Annotated in this window: 13 protein-coding genes; 4 read left to right on the top strand and 9 right to left on the bottom strand. The window is 46.0% G+C overall.

The features are described 5' to 3' along the window. Positions 1-210: 210 nt before the first annotated feature. A complete protein-coding gene (locus tag H4O21_RS15030) occupies positions 211-744 on the top strand; it encodes a hypothetical protein (RefSeq protein WP_182809692.1) in 534 nt (177 codons plus the stop codon). Positions 745-864: 120 nt separating this feature from the next. Here the strand turns inward: H4O21_RS15030 and H4O21_RS15025 are convergent, their stop codons facing one another. From H4O21_RS15025 to H4O21_RS14985, 9 genes are all read right to left on the bottom strand, one after another. Continuing rightward, positions 865-1593, bottom strand: coding sequence for an amino acid ABC transporter ATP-binding protein (locus tag H4O21_RS15025; RefSeq protein WP_182809697.1), 729 nt, complete (start codon positions 1591-1593; stop codon positions 865-867). Positions 1594-1657: 64 nt separating this feature from the next. Next, on the bottom strand, positions 1658-2773 hold the full coding sequence (locus tag H4O21_RS15020; protein ID WP_182809691.1) for an amino acid ABC transporter permease: 1116 nt from the start codon (positions 2771-2773) through the stop codon (positions 1658-1660). An 18-nt stretch (positions 2774-2791) separates the two neighbouring features. After that, on the bottom strand, positions 2792-3991 hold the full coding sequence (locus tag H4O21_RS15015) for an amino acid ABC transporter permease (protein WP_182809690.1): 1200 nt from the start codon (positions 3989-3991) through the stop codon (positions 2792-2794). A gap of 212 nt (positions 3992-4203) precedes the next feature. Then, positions 4204-5223: an amino acid ABC transporter substrate-binding protein gene (locus tag H4O21_RS15010; RefSeq protein ID WP_182809689.1), complete on the bottom strand. Its 1020-nt coding sequence runs from the start codon at positions 5221-5223 to the stop codon at positions 4204-4206. A 519-nt stretch (positions 5224-5742) separates the two neighbouring features. After that, positions 5743-6552 (bottom strand): amidohydrolase, encoded by an 810-nt coding sequence (locus H4O21_RS15005; protein WP_182809688.1) that lies wholly within the window; start codon positions 6550-6552, stop codon positions 5743-5745. A gap of 72 nt (positions 6553-6624) precedes the next feature. Then, entirely contained in the window at positions 6625-7776 is a 1152-nt protein-coding gene (locus H4O21_RS15000) for a pyridoxal phosphate-dependent aminotransferase (RefSeq protein ID WP_182809687.1), read from the bottom strand. Positions 7777-7904: 128 nt separating this feature from the next. Then, on the bottom strand, positions 7905-9842 hold the full coding sequence (locus H4O21_RS14995; protein ID WP_182809686.1) for a sensor histidine kinase: 1938 nt from the start codon (positions 9840-9842) through the stop codon (positions 7905-7907). Further along, positions 9842-10903, bottom strand: a complete 1062-nt coding sequence (locus tag H4O21_RS14990) for a BMP family ABC transporter substrate-binding protein (protein WP_182809685.1) — start codon at positions 10901-10903, stop codon at positions 9842-9844. Before H4O21_RS14990 ends, H4O21_RS14995 begins: the two co-directional genes overlap by 1 nt. An 8-nt stretch (positions 10904-10911) precedes the next feature. Continuing rightward, complete coding sequence (locus tag H4O21_RS14985) at positions 10912-11934, bottom strand: BMP family ABC transporter substrate-binding protein (protein ID WP_182809684.1); 1023 nt, start codon at positions 11932-11934, stop codon at positions 10912-10914. Between the two features lie 303 nt (positions 11935-12237). Between H4O21_RS14985 and H4O21_RS14980 the strand changes: the two genes are divergently transcribed. The 3 genes from H4O21_RS14980 to H4O21_RS14970 are packed head-to-tail and all read left to right on the top strand — an operon-like array spanning position 12238 to position 17696. Then, positions 12238-15240: a PAS domain S-box protein gene (locus H4O21_RS14980; RefSeq protein WP_182809683.1), complete on the top strand. Its 3003-nt coding sequence runs from the start codon at positions 12238-12240 to the stop codon at positions 15238-15240. Between the two features lie 37 nt (positions 15241-15277). Then, the gene (locus H4O21_RS14975) at positions 15278-16603 is read left to right on the top strand and encodes an EAL domain-containing protein (protein ID WP_182809682.1); all 1326 of its coding nucleotides are present in this window, start codon (positions 15278-15280) and stop codon (positions 16601-16603) included. Beyond that, positions 16596-17696 carry a response regulator transcription factor gene (locus H4O21_RS14970; protein WP_182809681.1) on the top strand — a complete coding sequence of 367 codons (1101 nt, stop codon included), beginning with the start codon at positions 16596-16598 and terminating at the stop codon, positions 17694-17696. Before H4O21_RS14975 ends, H4O21_RS14970 begins: the two co-directional genes overlap by 8 nt. Positions 17697-17703: the final 7 nt, after the last annotated feature.

Here is a 17703-nt window from a genome sequence, read left to right as displayed (position 1 = left end):
TGATATCAAGAATATGGGCTATTTGATCCATGGAGAACTGTTTATGGCTCAGTAAGATGGCGTGAGCACGGCGACGAGTTGCAGGTTTGTCCGCATGGTTATGTAGTGATTTTAATGCAGTCACTTCATCGTCAGATAATGGAGGAACGAATCTCATATTTATGCTCTCAAATATCAATTATCACCCTTTCAGTTTAGCGGAAAATAACTGTGCGAGTACTTACCGTTCTAGGGGCAGATAACTTTACATTTATGACCGGGGGAAACCCATTGACCGGGCAGAGCGGCAGCTCTTATAGCCAAAACAGCTTTGTCACTGATGTACTGAATATATCTTCAGGCATTCCATCTTCTGGTATGGTAAATGGAGGAAATGTTACCATCAACGATGATAGTAACTCAAAAATACTGACCCCTGACTCAAGTGGTAATATCACGGCATCTGATGGAGTAAAAGATATTATTACTCTGTCAAAGTCAGATATCAGTAGTGGTGCTTATAGTATTAATAACTTCAATACATCTGAAGACACACTGAAGTTTACCGGAGTGACAGGTGGTTCAGGAAACACTCTGAATGAGCTTGACGGGGATAACCTGTATGGCGAAGCGATATCAGTACAGTACAATCCATTTCAGGGTTCACTGTTAGTTAACTTTGGCAATGATAATCAGGACAACGCCGTATATCTCACAATCTCCGGCGTCAGTGATGCATCCGAGGTAGCTGTAATACTCGCCTGATACGGCTAAAAAAGCCCGGTCTGCACGCTGACCGGGCATCTCCTTCGAATGAAAGAGCCGTAAAAAGGACAGATATCCAGAAGGAATTGTTTTTCTGGGCTGGATATCTGTTTTTAGCTTTTAATGATTAAGAATCTGGCTCAGGAAAGCCTGTGTTCGTTCAGATTGAGGATTATTAAAGAACGCTTCTGGTTCATTTTCTTCAATAATCTGACCTTTATCCATAAAGATCACCCGGTCTGCTACTGTTTTAGCAAACCCCATCTCGTGGGTCACACACAGCATGGTCATACCCTCTTCTGCCAGTTCAATCATGACATCCAGCACTTCTTTGATCATCTCCGGGTCCAGTGCTGATGTAGGTTCATCAAACAGCATCACCTGAGGATTCATGCACAAACTTCGGGCAATCGCCACACGCTGCTGCTGACCACCAGAGAGCTGTCCGGGATATTTCAGCGCCTGTTCCTCGATACGTACCCGGCGAAGATATTTCATGGCAATCTCTTCCGCCTCTGCACGGGGTGTTTTTCGTACCCAGATAGGGGCCAGCGCACAATTCTCCAGCACTGTCAGGTGAGGGAACAGATTAAAGTGCTGAAACACCATGCCGACTTCCCGACGAATGGTTTCAATGTTTTTCAAATCATTGTTCAGAACAGTATCGGCGACGACGATATCGCCCTTCTGATGCTCCTCCAACCGATTAATACAGCGAATCGTGGTGGACTTACCTGAACCGGATGGCCCACAAATCACAATACGTTCGCCCTGACGTACTTTCAGGTTAACATCTTTTAATACGTGGAACTGGCCGTACCATTTATTCACCCCACGCATCTCTACCATCACTTTGTCATCAAGCTGACGAGTATTACTCATAATCTCTCCAGAATTCTGTCGGGGGGGGGGCTTAACGGGAGCCATGACCCGTGTGGAAGTGGCGTTCAAGATGCTGACTGTATTTGGACATACCAAAACAGAATATCCAGAACATCAGTGCCACAAAGGCATAACCTTCAACGGAATAACCCAGCCACTTCGGATCAGTCAGACCGGCCTGAACAATAGCCAGCAGATCAAACAGGCCAATAATCAGTACCAGACTGGTGTCTTTAAACAACGCAATAAAGGTATTCACAATGCCTGGAATCATCAGTTTCAGCGCCTGAGGCAATACAATCAGCCCCATCATTTTCCAGTAGTTCAATCCCAGAGCCTGAGCCGCTTCATACTGGCCTTTTGGAATGGCCTGTAAGCCACCACGCACCACTTCTGCCATATAAGCAGACTGGAACATCACAATACCAATCAGAGCACGCAATAATTTGTCGAAAGTGACTTCTGCAGGAACAAACAGAGGCAACATCACCGACGCCATAAAGAGCACTGTAATCAGAGGTACACCACGCCAGAGCTCGATGTAAACCACACAGAAACTCTTTACAATCGGCATCTCAGAACGGCGTCCCAGTGCCAGTAATACCCCGAACGGCAATGCAGCCACAATACCGATCACGGCCAGCACCAGTGTCAGCGACAGACCTCCCCATTTATGGGTTTCCACCACATCCAGCCCGAAGCTTCCGCCATAGAGCAGATAAAATGCCACCACCGGATAAACAAACAGCACCAATACAGAGACGATGCCTTTAAATGGCAATTTAGGGATCATCAACCAGACCAGCTGTACAGCCAACAGGATAAAGGCCAGATTAATACGCCAGGTCAGCTCTTCCGGATAGAAGCCGTACAGAAACTGACTGAAACGGGTCGTGACAAACACCCAACAAGCACCACCAGACGTACAGGCATCACGGGTTTCCCCGAACCAGTCCGCTTTGATAAACGCCCAGTCAATGGTGGGCACCAGCAGAATATAAAGTATATAGAGCGTAAACAGGGTCAGAACCGTATTGGTTACGCTGGAAAACAGATGCCGACGCATCCAGCCTACCGGGCCTGTCGTATTTTCAGGCGGTGGCAGGTCGGGCAACATCTCATGTCTGACTTTACTCAGATCACTCATGGAATATCTCCTGTCCTTTTAACGCTCAACCAGCGCCATTCTGCTGTTAAACCAGTTCATAAAGGCTGACACCAGAAGGCTCAGAGTCAGATAAACCAGCATGGTCATAAAGATCACTTCAATGGCTTGCCCCGTCTGGTTCAGAGTGGTTCCGGCAAATACGGAGACCAGATCCGGATAACCAATGGCTGTAGCCAGAGACGAGTTCTTAATCAGGTTCAGATACTGGCTGGTCAACGGCGGGATAATCACTCGTACAGCCTGAGGGATCACCACCAGACGCAATACTTTACCCTGACTCAGCCCCAGAGCACTGGCTGCTTCTGTTTGTCCTTTGGAAACCGCTTCAATGCCTGAACGCACAATCTCAGCAATAAAGGCCGCAGTATAAATACTGAGAGCCACCCAGAGAGCAGCCAGTTCCGGCAGAATAGTCATCCCTCCTCGAAAGTTAAAACCTTTCAGTACCGGATGATCCCACTCAAGAGGCGCTCCTGAGACTAAAAATGCCAGCAAAGGCAGGCCAACAATCAGACCAGAAGCAGTCCAGTAGGCAGGGAAGCGTTGTCCTGTTTCATCCTGACGTTTCGCATTCCAGCGAATCACCAGATAAGACACAATTAAGGCAATAACAAGAGCCAGCCACACCAGACCAAACCCTTCCTGAGGTACAGGTTGAGGCATGTAAAACCCACGGACGTTCAGATAGAAGGTATCGAGCAGTTCGATACTTTTCCTGGGTGAAGGCAATGCCTGCAATACTGCAAAGTACCAGAAGAAAATCTGCAGTAGCAGAGGAATATTCCGAAAAACTTCCACAAAAGCGGAAGCTACTTTAGCTACCAGCCAGTTATTAGACAGTCGGGCAACCCCCATCAGAAAACCCAGGGCAGTAGCAACAATAATACCTAATACAGAAACCAGAATAGTATTCAGCAAGCCCACTACGAAGGTTGTGCCGTAGCTGCTGGATTCTGTGTATTCAATCAGTGTCTGGGTAATACCAAAACCGGCCTGTTGGGACAGGAAATCAAAACCTGTGGTAATACCCCGGCTTTCCAGGTTATTCAGGGTATTCTGGACAATCATTCCGACAAAACCAACGACCACAAGAACCAGAAGAATCTGGAAGGCAAGAGCGCGTTTTGCAGGATCATGCCAGAAGCGCGTCTTCTGCTCCGGAACCCGGGAAGACGGCGACTTATTGGCATTTTGCATAAAGAAACCTCCGGAAACAAAGGCGGGAGCCGACAGGCAGAGGCTTAGCATGTACAGGCAGGAAAGCTGTACACAATGCCTGTCGGACTATTCAGAAAAGCAGTGTTTACTCTGATCGTATTTATTCGGATTTCCCCAATTCAGACGAACCTGATGAGATTCGTCTGAAGTCCGGATAAACACATATCAGTGTATTCTCACTCAATACCGGATTAACGAATAGGTGGAGCGTACTGCAGACCACCTTTATTCCACAGCGCGTTCAGACCACGTTCAATTTTCAGTGGTGATCCCATACCCAGATTGCGATCAAAGGCTTCGCCATAGCTGCCCACCTGCTTCACAATCTGATAGGCCCAGTCATCACTCAGCCCCAGGCCTGAGCCCTTAATGCCTTCTTTACCCACAAAACGATCCAGTGCAGGACTGGAGTTTTTCATTTTGCTGTCAATGTTGCCGGACGTCAGGCCCATCTCTTCCGCATTGATCATGGCAAACAGAGACCATTTCACAATATTGAACCAGCCATCATCCCCCTGACGCACTACAGGCCCCAGAGGCTCCTTAGAAATAATTTCAGGCAGCACCATAGCGCTATCTGGTTTAGCCAGTTTGATACGCAGCGCATACAGCTGAGACTGATCTGATGTCAGAACATCACAACGACCTGCTTCAAAACCTTTCACAGTCTGATCTGCGGTATCAAATACCACTGGCTCGAATTGCATTTTGTTAGCGCGGAAATAATCCGCAGCATTCAATTCTGTGGTTGTGCCCGACTGAATACACAGAGAAGCACCATCCAGTTCTAACGCACTCTTAACGCCCAGGTTTTTATTGATCATAAAACCCTGACCATCGTAATAGGTCACACCGGCAAAGTTCAGACCCAGAGACGAATCACGGGTCAGCGTCCAGGTAGTAACACGGGATAGCATATCAATTTCACCGGATTGCAATGCGGTAAAACGCTCCTTAGCATTCAGAGGAATATATTTAACTTTATCCGCGTCTCCCAGAGTCGCTGCTGCAACACCCCGACAAACATCAACATCCATACCCTTCCAGTTACCTTTGTCATCAGGGTTGGAATAACCTGGTACACCTGTAGTAACGCCGCATTGCACATAACCGCGTTCTTTAACCGCATCCAGTGTGGCAGATGCCATAGCAGTCCCTGTCACAGATACAGACATTACAGCTGTGGCAGCAATAAGACCCAGTTTCTTCATTGTTATTCGTCCTCTACATAGCGAAACAAAATGCTTTCAATACTTATTATTCAGAAGCCTGTTAAATACGTACTTCACCGCTCATCTGAAAACATTTGCTTCGTTGCTTATGGTTCATAGGATTACAGCGCTTTTGCATCAATGACTCTTGATGACGCTATAGTCAAAAAAGCAAAGGCTGTTCCAGGTGGCTTAAAAACAATTATAAAAAAGCATTAAACTGTTCTGATTTAAACGTAGCTCATGAAGAAAAAAACAGCCAGAAGCTGATGAAATAGCGCCTGGTTATAAGTAAATAAAACAATACACCCCTGAAAAGGGGGTAAAAAGTCACCACTACCTGCCAAAAGGAAGGCATAACAAAAGCAGGGATTCAGTGCCACAAAAGGTGACATCCTGTTCTGGCTATGCACCAGTAACGCGCTGATAAGTAACACTTTAGTCACAGGAAGCATCAGAAAGGAGCAATAACGCCTGGAATAAATCTCCCGGTTAGTTAAGAAAAACCGGGAGATTTATTCATAGCAATTTAAACGCATCCGCATCATTCATAGCGGGAAAGGCATTTCTGAAATCAAGCAGGGCCTGTTTATCCAGGTGAGTTGTCAGAATAATCTCTTCTCCCGGATAAGCAGATGTTTTTGTCAGCCCTTTGAAATCTATCAGGGCCGAGTCACCACTGTATGGCAAATTATTTCCATCCACGCCCACACGGTTTACACCTGCTACATAGCACAGGTTCTCAATGGCTCTGGCCTGCAACAGAACCTGCCAGGGATGATTACGTACCTGAGGCCAGTTCGCCACATAAATGGCCAGATCGTATTCCTGCTCAACAGTATCGTCATTATCGCCAGTCATAGCATTATTGCGGCTCCAGACCGGAAAGCGCAGGTCATAACAAACCTGAGGCAGAATTTTCCAACCTTTATATTCAATAATCAGACGCTTCAGACCAGCCTGATAGTATCTGTGCTCTCCGGCCATCCGGAACAGGTGATGCTTATCGTAAAAAACAAAATGACCATCGGGTTCAACCCAGTAAAATCGATTGTGATACCCCTGGTCAGACTGTACCACCACACTGCCACAGACAACGACATTCAGCTTGCCTGCCTGTTCTTCCATCCACTTGAAAGCAGGGCCATTCTCTGGCTCAGCAACACTTTCCGGGTTCATGGTAAATCCGGTACTGAACATTTCAGGCAGAATAATCAGATCTGTTTTACCGGCCAGCTCACTCATTTTTTCAGTAAACATCGTCAGATTGGTCTGTGGCTCATGCCAGTGCAGATCAGACTGAACAAGAGAAACTCTCAGATTCTGCATATCCGCTCCTTTATTTATCTGGATTCATACTGATCAGACACCAGTATCAGAAGTTATAAAATCTGATGAGTATCATAGCTGGCTCAGACGCTCACCAGCCAGATGTAGTGTCTGTTCTCCTTTTGCAAAACAGAAACGCACCAGCTTCATATCAGGGACTGGCTGCTCACAGAATACAGATACAGGAATAGCTGCCACACCTTTCTCTGAGGTTAACCAACGAGCAAAACTAACATCATCCATCTCGCTGATACGACTATAATCTACCAGCTGGAAATAGGTTCCCTTTGTCGGAGAGAAATCAAACGAACTGCTTTGCAGCAACTGACAGAACAGGTCCCGTTTTTCCTGATAAAAACCGGGTAAAGCAGTCGTATACTCAGGATGTTGCTGCATATAATCAGCAATCGCCAGCTGAAAGGGCGTTGCGGTGCTGAAAGTCAGATATTGATGAACCTTGCGTAGTTCAGTGGTGAGAGGCTCAGGAGCAATACAATAGCCCACTTTCCAGCCTGTGGTGTGGTAGGTTTTGCCAAAAGAAGATACGACAAAACTTCTTGCCGCCAGTTCTGAATGACACAACAGACTGTTATGAGGTTGCTGATCAAAGACGATATGCTCATATACTTCATCACCCAATAGCAGAATATGTGTATCTCTGATCAGTTCAGCCAGCAAGTCCAGGTCTGTACGGCTGAGAGTGGCACCACTGGGGTTATGGGGTGTATTCACAATGATCATCCGGGTACGAGGGGAAAGTGTATCTTTCAACAAGTCCCAGTTAATACTGAAATCAGGTAAGCTCAGTGGTAAATGACGACAAATACCACCATTCAGTTCAATAGCAGGCTCATAACAGTCATAGGCAGGATCAAACACGACAACCTCATCCCCCTGACGTACCACAGCACTGATTGCAGCAAATATCGCTTCTGTTGCCCCGGAGGTTATCGTCACTTCTTTTTCAGAACAGGCAGAGTAACCATACAGGCGCTGTACTTTTTCTGCGATCGCCGCTCTCAGTGGTTCAGCCCCGGTCATAGGCGCATACTGATTTGCCCCATTGGCCATATAAAACGCAACCCGCTCTCGCATCAGTTCCGGACCTTCAAAATCCGGAAAACCCTGTGACAGATTAACCGCATCATGCTGGGCCGCTAAATGAGACATCACAGAAAAGATGGTTGTCCCCACTTTGGGTAATTTACTCTCCGGGTAATGCATGGAAGAACTCTCTTATAAAAAACCTGAAGGAATAAAAAGTATTCCGTATAGTATTTATTATTATAGATAGCCACAAGATAATAGATGCAGACCACAGCACACTTCCTATCTTTAATACTCTGCCTCAGCTATTTCATCACAGGCTGTGGTGGTGCACTGACAGGAAAACATAGAGTAAAGTGAACCCCCTGATCGGTTTCACTGTGTACCCTGATACTGCCTTTCAGAGACTGAGTCACCAGGTTATAGATAATATTGCCTCCTAATCCACTGCCTCCGTTGCCCCGTCTGGTAGTATAAAAAGGATGAAAAATTTTCGATTGCTGCTCTTTATCCATCCCTTTGCCGTTATCAGAGTACTCCAGAACAACATCGCCAGCCTCTGAAAGATGGATATCAATCATAATCCGGCCCCGGTCTTTCTGATCAAAACCATGAATCACAGAGTTCATAATCAGATTGACCACAACCTGAGAGATAGCTCCCGGATTATGGAATACTTCCAGTTCTTCAGGGCCAGATACCTCGACCGTATGTTTCCTCTTTTTCAGCGTTGGAGTCAGTGAATTTGAAACAGCTCTGACATAATCCACCAGTAAAAACTCCCGACTCTCACTGTGTGACTGATCAACAGCCACTTTTTTAAAGTCACTGATCAGCTGCGATGCACGATCCAGATTACTTCTGACCAGCTGATACGCATCGGTAGCCTGATCAATATGTTCTTGTAGCATAGAAGGCGTCAGTGACTTCGCATCAAATGCTTTTTGTAACCCGATCAGATCATCCTGAACATAAGAACAGGCCGTCACGCAGATACCCACCGGTGTATTAATTTCATGGGCGATGCCTGCTACTAACTCACCCAATGCCACCATTTTTTCACTTTCAATCAGCTCTTGCTGAGTTCTCTTCAGTTCGTGCAAAGTATCAGACAGCTCACGGGTTCTATCCTCTACCCGGTGTTCCAGCTGATCATTCAGGTTCTGAAGATCTGCAATTGCGCCTTCGACTTTATGGGTCATTTTATTAAAAGCATCGGCTACCAGTGCAAATTCAGCCGGGGAATCAATAGACAGACTGGCATGATATTCTCCCCGACTCACCTGATCTGCCGCTTTAACCATCTGATTCAGAGGGTCCGTAATTTTACGTGTAATCTTTCTGCTGATAAGAAAAACAGTCAATAAAGATACCAGAGCACCTGATAAGGTGAGTATCAGCATATTCTTTAGCGGTGTGCTGATCAGAGAATAAGGCACTTCGGCAATTACCAGCCAGGGTGTGCCAAATAATGTGCGGGCACTGCCCAGCACATCCTGACCGAAACCTCCGGGATAACGATCAAAACGAACTTCACCATTCATTTGCAGTTGCTGCTGCTTTTTATTCTGTAAGAGCATCTGTTGCATACCAGCCAGATATTCATGGCTCAGATTCGTTCCCGAAGCAATTGGTACACCTTTCCTGTCTGATAGCCATACAGCCCCGTCAAGATCCATCTGGATACGGGATAGTAAAAAAGAGATATGATGCAGATTAACATGGGCCATGAGTACACCATCAATCTGATCCGCCTGATTCCGCACAGGAATAGAAAAAATAACAAAACTACTTTTCAGTAAAGGATCATAAATAGGCTGAGATAAGAATTCCTCATGCCTGACTGCGGCCCGGCGAAAAAATATTTCCTCACTGACTGAGTTCAGCGCTTTTCTGCCATAAGGGCTTTTTTCAACAAGAATTCGCCCCGTTCTGTCATACAGAACCACCAGCTCAAAAGCATTATTCTGTCGCATCAGAGCTTGCATCACTGACCCGGCTAATTCAGGCTCAATCTCAGAAAAGCCTCTGACTCTGCCCAGCAGATTCAGGCTACGGGAAATCTCATCCCAGAATATTTTAACCGTCTCAGCCGCTAGCAGACTGCCACGGGTTGCATGTACATGCGCCTGTTTCTCCAGAGCATAGAATCCCACCGGCAAAATAAGTACCAGTGTCACCAGCACAGCAATAAAAGTCAGGCTCAGACTGCCTGATAGTAGTAGTCGCCGGATACTTTTCATTATTCGCTGTCCGGAAAATCAGCTTTATTGTCATCGAGATCCTTACCATCACGTAAATGCCCTGTCAGTTTTTTAATCCGACCATAAGCCCCCTGGTTCACCACCCTGTTGTTCATGCTGATACGGGCCACATTTTCATCAAAACTGAAACGCATCTGCTCTCCTCTCCAGTGTCCTTTTACGACCTGATGAGCAGTGTGAGTAGCAATACCTGCGACATCCATAGTACCTGTAGCCAGTACCTGAGATTTATTCCATTCTGTTCTGGGTTCTGTATCAATTAATAAGAGTTTACGCTCTGGGTACTGCTTAAACAGTTCAGCAATAGCCTGATTACCCATTCCGGTATTAACCAGCAGAATTTCAGCGCCTTGCTCCAGTAACACTCTGGCTTTCTTGACCGACAGATCAGTATCAGCAAAACTGCTGACCCAGTCCACCATGACTTCAGCCTCAGGCCTGAGCGCGTAAATACGACTCTCATAAGCACTCAGCATTCGTTGATAGTTTCTGAATGGAATACCGCCAAGAAACCCCAGAACGGGCTGATCGGACACAGTATGATCAACAGCCAGCTCCGCCATCACATATCCCAGGTCATCAAAGCGTCCACTGACTCCGGCAAAATTATGCTGATTACCGATGGCCTCTCCGACGACGGCAAAGCTGCTGTAGCGATATATCTCTGCCAATTCTCTTAACAGAGTTTCATACTGTCCACCCAGGCCAATAACCAGATCAACCCCTTCATCCAGTAAACCAATTAACTTTTTTTTCTGCTTAGTAATATTAAAGCGTTGCGGATCACTTTCAGGAACGACACGTACCCTGGCATTCAGCTGGGTACGAATTCTGGCAGCAGCATCGTAACCCTGAGCACTCCATGAATCATCCTTTCTGGTCTGAGGTATCAGAATAATAACTTCCATCTTATGGAATTCGCTATCTGTCCGCCCCCCATCATCTGCCGGACTACATCCCGAAACGCCCCACCAACACAGACAGACCAGACATACAAAGCGTATAAAAATCGCAAAAGGTAATGCTCTAACTGATTCCATAAGCCAGCTCACTGCCCTCTTTCAAACGTTCCACTGAGAATATCATGATAAAAGGACTCATAAATTTTTCGTTGGGCCGGGGTCAGCTGATGATCGGCCAGAGTAATACTCTGAACCTGATCATATATACCGAACTGATGTAATTTTCCCTCCCATCGTCCCTGAAGCATCTGCTGAAAACCAAACTCAATCAGTCTTTTTGTATTCAGCTGTACATTAGCCAGCATGGTTTGCGGAAACCGCTCGTATTGCTCAAGCTGTCGTCCAACAATAGCAACATCATGCTGTTCCAGTAACGGGTATATAACCTTCGATGCCGGATCAGCATTCACGGCGATAACATCAACACCTCCGGCAATCATATCTCTTGCAGCTTCCAGTGCCTGTCGCTCACTGGTCCAGCTATCCAGCCAGATTCGCTTAAACTCAATACCAGGCCTGATATGCCTGGCGCTGTGCTCCATGCCATCAGCCAGCTGTTCCAGAACATCCAGCTTCATACCACCAATAAAGCCAATCCGCTGACTGTCTGTTTTAAGTGCCGCAGCCACGCCTGCAATCAAACCTAACTGTCGCCAGTTAAAAGAAAGACACCCAACATTGGCATTATTACCTGCACAGGAGCTATTAATAACAAAATTAACCCTCGGATAATCAGTCGCTATCCGGTTAATGGCATTAATATATTGTCCTCCGTGAGCCATAACGATCCGGATATCATTTTTCAGTATCTGTTCGCCAACCTGCTGATGAAATAAAGCCTCATCACTGAATTGAACAGTTTCCAGGTAATGAAAGTTCAGCCCCAGGCGTTTACTCAACCCCTCAGCTCCGGCATATCCGGCTTTATTCCAGCCAGAGCCATCTATTTTTTGCGGAAAAAGAGCTAACAACCCGGTGCTGGATTGTGACGTCGTCTCACTCGCACTTTCGTTGTCATCAGATTCACACCCGGTCAGAATCAGAAAAATGATCCCGGTTATAAAGAATCTGAGCCAGTGTCCCTTCCCTGAAAAGTCGGTATTAATCAATCTGACCTCCTTAATCATCCTCACAGCAGACTGACACATAGCATGTTTCATACGGGCAATGACATAAAAACATATTAAAGATTCCGCCAGAGCTGATACTCCGTTGATTGCTCCATGTTTAACAGCATAGCCAAGTTTGTCAGAAGCATCAGCCCTTTGTGAACGATTATGATCACTGAGTTTAAGCCACAGAATGACACATAAAAATCTTTGCGCAACGCCAGCTTATGGCCTAATTGTTTAGAAAAGATCCTGCACTTTTAAAAAAGCGTATGGAATAAATCTTTAGTTCAAGGAAATGTCATGGCAGACCAGAAATTCAGGCATCAGGCACTATCCGATCTGAAACAACTTATTACGATGCTGGACAATAACGAAGCTCCTGATCAGTTGATTCTGCTATCAATGAATCACATGATCAAGTTGACCGGCAGCCGTTACGCCGTGCTGCTGCATTCAGATAGCAACAATAATATCCGTGCTCTCTGGCAGGAATCAGAACATTTTCCGGCAACAGAGGGTCCCCCTCCTTACCTGATTGATAATCGGGTGAAAAAATGGTTGTTACCTGCTTTGAGAAGAAATGCTCCCTTGATCGCTAATCATCAGAGTCATATGAAAATGATATTTGATGATCCGGATGCCTGCTCCTTTTTCCATAGATTACTTCTGATTCCTCTGACCAGTACCACAGGAGAGAGAAAAGGCCTGTTAGCAATAGCAGATAAAGCTACGGATTACGCCACAAGGCATATTACCAGTCTGGAACCCTACCTGGCATTTGTGATGAATCTACTTTTATTTGAGCCTCTGCCAGACTACGAAGAAACAGCGCCTCTCTCCCCAGATGACTCCGATAAAGGCAATAAAAAAGATATAACCTCACCATCTGACAAAGAAGGTGAAGACGAACATTTCTACTGCAGTAACCATGCTCGTCTTATTACTGATATTGATGGCTACATTATGATGACGAATCAGGCCGCGGCCAGTTTGCTGGCATTACCTTCGGAGAACCTGATCGGGCAGGCAGTTACCCGTCTGATTCCTCAGATTAAGCTGAATCTGCACCCAGGTAATATCCCGGATAATTACCATGAAAAATACCAGGAACTGAAGGCGTTCACCCGTAATGGTAAAGAGATTCCCGTACGAGTGACCTGCGAATCCCGGCTGAATGAATCAGACCTGTCCTTTTGTATTACAGTGCAGGATATCAGCCAGGAGCTGGAATCAGTGACTCAGCGCCAGGAACGTATAATCCGTATACAGCACCAGCAACGCAGTACTCTGGAGGTTGCACGATTATCCACATTAGGAACAGAGTCCTTCGAAAACCTGGCTCATCAGATCTGCCATATTACGGCCCGAACAATGAACGCCCCCAGAGTTGGTATATGGCTGACTGAAGATGACAGCCCTTTATTTCGCAATTACTGTCAGACAGAATCACATAATGTACCGTACAGTGAATGCCAGCCTCTGGTTCTGACTCAGAAGAGTCCCTTTGTCCGACAACTGGAGCAGATCAGAGTGATGGCCCTGACAAACCTGACAGAACCTCATCAACAACCGGATTTCCTCAGCAGAGACTACTTTAAGCGCCATAAAATCAACACCCTGATGTGTGCTGCTATCGTCAAGGAGTCCCATCTTATGGGTTTTCTGGTCATTGAAGATTTTGACCGCCTGCAATGGTATGACGATCAGTACAACTTTGCCCGAGAGGTCGCAAACTATCTTCATATTCTGATTCTGAATGAACATCGCCAGAGAATTCAGGATGCCCTGGTGATACAGGAACAACAGTTTCGCTTGCTTTTTTATGACAGTCCCATGGCTATGATGGCTGTCGATAAAGACAGCTTCAAGTTTGTTGCCGTTAACCACGCAGCCACAGAAGAGTTCGGTTATAGCCAGAAAGAGATGCTCGGCAGCAGTATCTATGATCTTATTCCCATCGAATGTGTTATGGGTGTACACAGTATGATTCTTTCACAAGGAGATAATCAGGAGTACAGCCTGCTTGAAACCCGAATGAAAAAGCACTCAGGAGATATCGTTGATGTAGAAGTCCATACTCATTCCATTGAACTCGCTGGCAAGCCGTCGTCTCTTCTGGTTGTACATGATATTACTGAAAAAAAACGTATGGAGCAGAGTCTGCGTCAGACTCAGAAAATGGAAGCTGTAGGCCAGCTGGTGGGCGGGATTGCCCATGATCTGAACAATATTACTAATATTATCCGGGGCCACGCAGAATTACTGGAACTCAAACTGTCCGATCAGGAAAAAATTGCGAAACATATCAAAGCAATTAATAAAGCGTCTGACAGAACAACCAGCCTGACCCGAAAGCTCATGCAGTTCTCACGTCAGCAACAAATTAACAGTCAGACCTACGACACCGCTGAGATTATCGGTGATCTGATCGAGCTGATCACAAAATCACTGACCAGCAACATCGAAGTCGTCCTGAATCTGGCTCCGGACAGTTGGCCGGTTATTATTGATAAAGGAGATTTTGAAGATGTCATCATCAATCTGGCCATTAACGCCAGGGATGCCATGGACGGGAAAGGTACTCTGACAATATCTGCGCAGAATTTTTCCCTGGTACCGGGAGATCCATTACTGGTTAGGGGCAGAGAAGCTGGTGACTACCTGAAAATCAGTGTTCGGGACACAGGTCCCGGTATCCCATCCGATATCATAGATCGGATTTTTGATCCCTTTTTCACCACAAAAGAGAAAGGTAAAGGCACAGGCCTGGGTCTGAGTATGGTGTATGGGTTTGTTAAACGCAGTAATGGCTTTATGGAAGTAGAAAGCCGGAATAATCAGGGTTCCTGTTTCCACCTTTGGCTGCCAAGATCTTCTCAGAAAGTTAGCCAGGAAAATGATGAATCATCTGACACTCCTGACATCCATCTGAATAAGTCCCTTCCTGCGCTGGTTGTTGACGATGAAGAAGATATCCGCTCCTCTCTGTCTGAAACCCTGGAACACATGGGCTTTGAAGTCAGTCAGGCCGACAGTGCCGACGCAGCGATACAACTATTGCAGAGTAGAAAACGCAGCTTTTCACTGATCGTCTCAGATATCGTCATGCCCGGATCTCAGAATGGTGTCTGGCTGGCCCAATGGGTTAAACAACACTACCCGGATACTCGCATTATTCTGGCTTCAGGCTATGCTGAAAATATCCAGGTCGCTGATGCCAGAAAAGCCTCCTGTGAACTGTTAAAAAAACCTTTCAGCCGCCTAGAGCTGGTCAGAACGCTGTCCCGCTGGTCCTGGACATAAGGCCGCTAAAGGAAGCTATTACAGGCAAGGAGTTACTATGACTAATTCAGCCGATATTACCACTAAACGGCTACTGGTCATTGATGACGAAGAAGGTATTTGTGAACTGGTTTCAGATATCGCAGAAATGACAGGCTATATTGCAGCTTCAATTACCGATCTGACCAGCACCGAACGTTTAAAAGAGCTGAATGATATCGACATTCTGGCCCTGGATCTGTCAATGCCGGGTATAGATGGTATTGAAGTTATCCATTATATGGGAGCACTGCCCAGAAAACCTCATCTGATACTGATGACAGGTTTCGAGCATTCCGTACTGGAAGGAGCCCGGAAGCTGGCCGGCCAGCTAAAAATTCCGGTACTGGGTACTCTGCCTAAGCCCTTTAATGTTCAGGATGTTAAAGCCCTATTGCTGCAACCACTCACGGAACAACACGACATTGTTAAACAGATACAAAAGCATCATCAACCAGAATTCCTACTATCAGATATAGAGAAAGGTTTAAAAAACAAAGAGTTCATCCCTTATTTTCAGCCTCAGATTAACCTGACTACAGGCCATCTGCATGGCGTTGAAGCTCTGGTTCGCTGGCATTACGGTGGCAAAGTCGTTATGCCGGACAGTTTTCTGCCGGTTATTGAAAGTAATCAGCTGATACTCCCCCTGACCCTCACAGTCATAGAACAGACACTGGAACAGATGCTCCGCTGGCAACAGGCTGGCTTGCCCGAGCTACAGGTTTCAGTCAATTTATCAGCGGCTTATCTGGACCAGCTGAATCTCGCTTCTCTGATGCCCGATCTGTTAAAAAAATATGCGGTACGTCCCGAACAGATCACCTTTGAGATTACAGAGCGAATAGCACTGGATGGAGAAAATCAATCCAGTCTGGATGCGATAACACGACTGAGACTGAAAGGCTTTTACCTTTCTCTGGATGATTTTGGTACCGGATATTCCTCTCTGGCACAGCTGAATCAGCTACCATTCAATGAGATCAAAATTGATAAGAGTTTTGTACTACGCATGCTATCCAGTCCCATATCTGAGGCAATCGTAAAATCCTCCATATCTCTGGCACGCCAGCTTGGGGTACGCTGTGTTGCAGAAGGGATCGAAACCCGGGAAATTGAGGAATTTCTGGTCAGCTCAGGGTGCGATATCGGTCAGGGATATCTTTACAGCCCTTCTCTGCCTGGCAGTCGCTTTACAGAATGGGCTATCACCTATCAAGAACAATATTCCGGGCAAGTGCTGTATCCAACAGTTTCCAGCCCCAATGAATCTCACGCCTTTTGCCCCTCCCCACAGGCACCGGCAACAGAAACAGGCAGTAACAAAGGAAAAAATAATGAGTGAACTGACCTTATTGATTGTTGACGATGATGACATGCATTGTGAGCTGGTCAGCGAAATGCTGGAAGATGAATATCAGATTTACACAGCAACGACCAGTCAGAACGCAGAAAACTTATTCGCAGAACACAAACCAGATATTGTCCTGCTTGATATCAGTATGCCAGGCAAGGACGGTATATCCCTGTGCCAGACTCTGAAGCAGGAACACGGCGATGATTTTTCCGTCGTATTTGTCTCCGGTCATAATTCTCTTGAAGAGCGCCTGAGAGCTTATGATGCCGGTGGGGATGACTTTGTCCCCAAACCTTTTGAAATGAAGGAGTTACTGGCTAAAGTCCATGCCGTTGCACATTATCAGCAGAACAAACGTAGCCTGAAAGACCAGGAAGAGTTTTCCAGAAGTATGGCTTTCCAGTCGATGGCCGAAGCTTCCCAGTATGGTTATGTACTTCAATTCTTCAAAAATAGTATGCAAAGTAAAACCCTGGATGAGCTGGCAAAACATTTTTTCGATATGATGTCCAACCTGAATCTGATTACCAGCTTGCAGTTTCATGGTAAAACGATCCATTCTTATGATCAGGTTAACGGTCAATGTAGTCCGATTGAAGAGAATTTGTTCGAATTATTAAGAGGTGTTGGAAGGCTGTATGATTTTGATAACAGAACGATTCTTAATGACAAGCATGTTTCGTTCCTGATTAAAAATATGCCTTTAGGTGACGAAATTAATTATGGTCGACTCAGAGATGTGACTGCGGTCATCATTGAAGGCCTGGAAGCGAAGTACCTGGATATAGAAAGAGAGCAGGCTCTCAGAAGTGTGCTGGGCAAGGTCCAGGATATTATTGATACCCTTAGTGAACAAATCGCCGGACATGATAGCCGGATGAAAACTCAGACGAATAATCTGATTCTGGAGATCAGAGCCAGTTTTCACGAACTGGATCTGACATTGGAGCAGGAAGAGTATTTTACTGCGCTTATCCAGAAAAGTCTGAATGATATGGACAACTCTGATGATGGTATGCACGAAGCCAGTAATGCCCTGAAACAACTGGCCGTCAGTATTCAGGCATCACTGCAGGGCTAACCTGCCT

Origin of the sequence: Oceanospirillum sediminis (assembly GCF_014164585.1) — a bacterium.
In the GTDB taxonomy this organism is placed as follows: Bacteria; Pseudomonadota; Gammaproteobacteria; order Pseudomonadales; family Halomonadaceae; genus Oceanospirillum; species Oceanospirillum sediminis.
This window is presented reverse-complemented; position numbering and strand designations above follow the sequence as displayed.

Excerpts from the sequence above, each read along its gene's own strand:
- H4O21_RS15025 (WP_182809697.1), bottom strand. The coding sequence starts at position 1,593 with ATGGTAGAGATGCGTGGGGTGAATAAATGGTACGGCCAGTTCCACGTA.
- H4O21_RS15020 (WP_182809691.1), bottom strand. The coding sequence starts at position 2,773 with ATGAGTGATCTGAGTAAAGTCAGACATGAGATGTTGCCCGACCTGCCA.
- H4O21_RS15015 (WP_182809690.1), bottom strand. The coding sequence starts at position 3,991 with ATGCAAAATGCCAATAAGTCGCCGTCTTCCCGGGTTCCGGAGCAGAAG.
- H4O21_RS15010 (WP_182809689.1), bottom strand. The coding sequence starts at position 5,223 with ATGAAGAAACTGGGTCTTATTGCTGCCACAGCTGTAATGTCTGTATCT.
- H4O21_RS15005 (WP_182809688.1), bottom strand. The coding sequence starts at position 6,552 with ATGCAGAATCTGAGAGTTTCTCTTGTTCAGTCTGATCTGCACTGGCAT.
- H4O21_RS15000 (WP_182809687.1), bottom strand. The coding sequence starts at position 7,776 with ATGCATTACCCGGAGAGTAAATTACCCAAAGTGGGGACAACCATCTTT.
- H4O21_RS14995 (WP_182809686.1), bottom strand. The coding sequence starts at position 9,842 with ATGAAAAGTATCCGGCGACTACTACTATCAGGCAGTCTGAGCCTGACT.
- H4O21_RS14990 (WP_182809685.1), bottom strand. The coding sequence starts at position 10,903 with ATGGAATCAGTTAGAGCATTACCTTTTGCGATTTTTATACGCTTTGTA.
- H4O21_RS14980 (WP_182809683.1), top strand. The coding sequence starts at position 12,238 with ATGGCAGACCAGAAATTCAGGCATCAGGCACTATCCGATCTGAAACAA.
- H4O21_RS14975 (WP_182809682.1), top strand. The coding sequence starts at position 15,278 with ATGACTAATTCAGCCGATATTACCACTAAACGGCTACTGGTCATTGAT.
- H4O21_RS14970 (WP_182809681.1), top strand. The coding sequence starts at position 16,596 with ATGAGTGAACTGACCTTATTGATTGTTGACGATGATGACATGCATTGT.